Raw genomic sequence first — 1,388 nt, forward strand, 5'->3', positions numbered from 1 at the left:
GTGTGGTGCTGGGCCGCGATCTGGCGGAGACCGCCTATACCATGGGTGTCTTTGCCGCCTGGGGGCCGCTGATCTTTGGTCCCGTCTCTCTTGGGGGTGGGTTTTTATGGGCGATTGCTGTGGCGATCGACCGCCACCGCTCCCGCCCGCACCGCTAAGGCACAGCAAGGCCGGCAACAGCTCCCGCGGCTTATTGCGCCGCTGCGGCCGTCAGCTTGCCCAGTGCGCCCTGCATCTTGGCGATGAAACCGGCATCGGCAGGAATATCGAGACCGGAGAGCATCCCCGCCGGATCTTCATAGGTCAGCCAGACCTGGCCCTCAGCATCCTCATACGCCAGTACCTTGAGCGGCAGATAAAGCCCCGCCCGCATGTCGGCCTGCATCGCCGGGGTGCCCAGCTTGGGGTTGCCGAAGATCAGCAGCTGCGAGGCCGCCAGTTCCAGCTCTGCCTGCTGCGCGCCCGCAGCATGGTCCACCCGGGCAAAGACGGTGGCCCCGGCGCCTTCAACGGCGGCCTGCAGCGCGTCCATGGTTTCGGCCACGGGTTTCTGGCTTGGCACTTTCATCAGCTCGGCGGCGGCGGGCAATGCGGACATGAGGGCGATGGCTCCGGCAAGGATAAGGGGTTTTGTCATAACAACTGCTCCGAAATGTGCGGTGATAGGATGAAAACAAGGCAAGCGGTCCCGGCTGGCAATTCACGTTTCCGGCATGGGCAGAACCTTGCTGCCTTCCAGAAGCTCTGCGCGGCAGAATACCACAGCAGCCCGCCCGGACCAAAACGCGCACGGGCGGCCATACCTGTTGCGCTTTCAGCGGTGTTTGCGTACCCACGGCGCAAGCAGCTTGAAAGGCAGATCATCATGCTGAAGACCCGTATCATCCCCTGTCTCGACGTCGCCGACGGGCGCGTGGTCAAGGGCGTCAACTTTGTCGGCCTGCGCGACGCGGGCGACCCGGTGGAATCGGCCAAGGCTTATGATGCGGCCGGCGCGGATGAGATCTGCTTTCTCGATATTCACGCCACCCATGAAAACCGCGGCACCATGTTCGACGTGGTGCGCCGCACCGCCGAGCAGTGCTTTGTGCCGCTGACCGTGGGCGGCGGGGTGCGGACCAAGGACGACGTGCGCGCACTGCTGCTGGCGGGCGCTGACAAGGTCTCGTTCAATTCCGCCGCCGTGGCCAACCCGGATGTGATCGCCGACGCGGCGGATCAGTTCGGCAGCCAGTGCATCGTCTGCGCCATCGACGCCAAGACGGTGCAGCCGGGCCGCTGGGAGATTTTCACCCACGGCGGCCGCAAGCCCACCGGCATCGACGCAGTGGAATTTGCCCGCACCGTGGTGGCCAAGGGGGCCGGGGAAATCCTGCTGACCTCGATGG

2 protein-coding genes are annotated in these 1,388 nt (G+C 64.9%); one reads left to right on the plus strand and one right to left on the minus strand.

Annotation, left to right across the window (positions count from 1 at the left end; all coding sequences use genetic code 11):
* Positions 1-190 precede the first annotated feature (190 nt).
* Positions 191-637, minus strand: a complete 447-nt coding sequence (locus tag A2I95_RS38090) for a DUF302 domain-containing protein (RefSeq protein WP_291737608.1) — start codon at positions 635-637, stop codon at positions 191-193.
* A 228-nt stretch (positions 638-865) separates the two neighbouring features.
* Here A2I95_RS38090 and hisF point away from each other — a divergent pair.
* Positions 866-1,388: HisA/HisF-related TIM barrel protein (hisF, locus tag A2I95_RS38095; RefSeq protein WP_291737609.1), on the plus strand; the 523-nt coding region annotated here is incomplete at its 3' end.

The organism is Leisingera sp. F5 (assembly GCF_001593695.1).

Bases quoted from the DNA above. Each gene is read 5' to 3' on its own strand.
- A2I95_RS38090 (WP_291737608.1), bottom strand. From the start codon at position 637: ATGACAAAACCCCTTATCCTTGCCGGAGCCATCGCCCTCATGTCCGCA.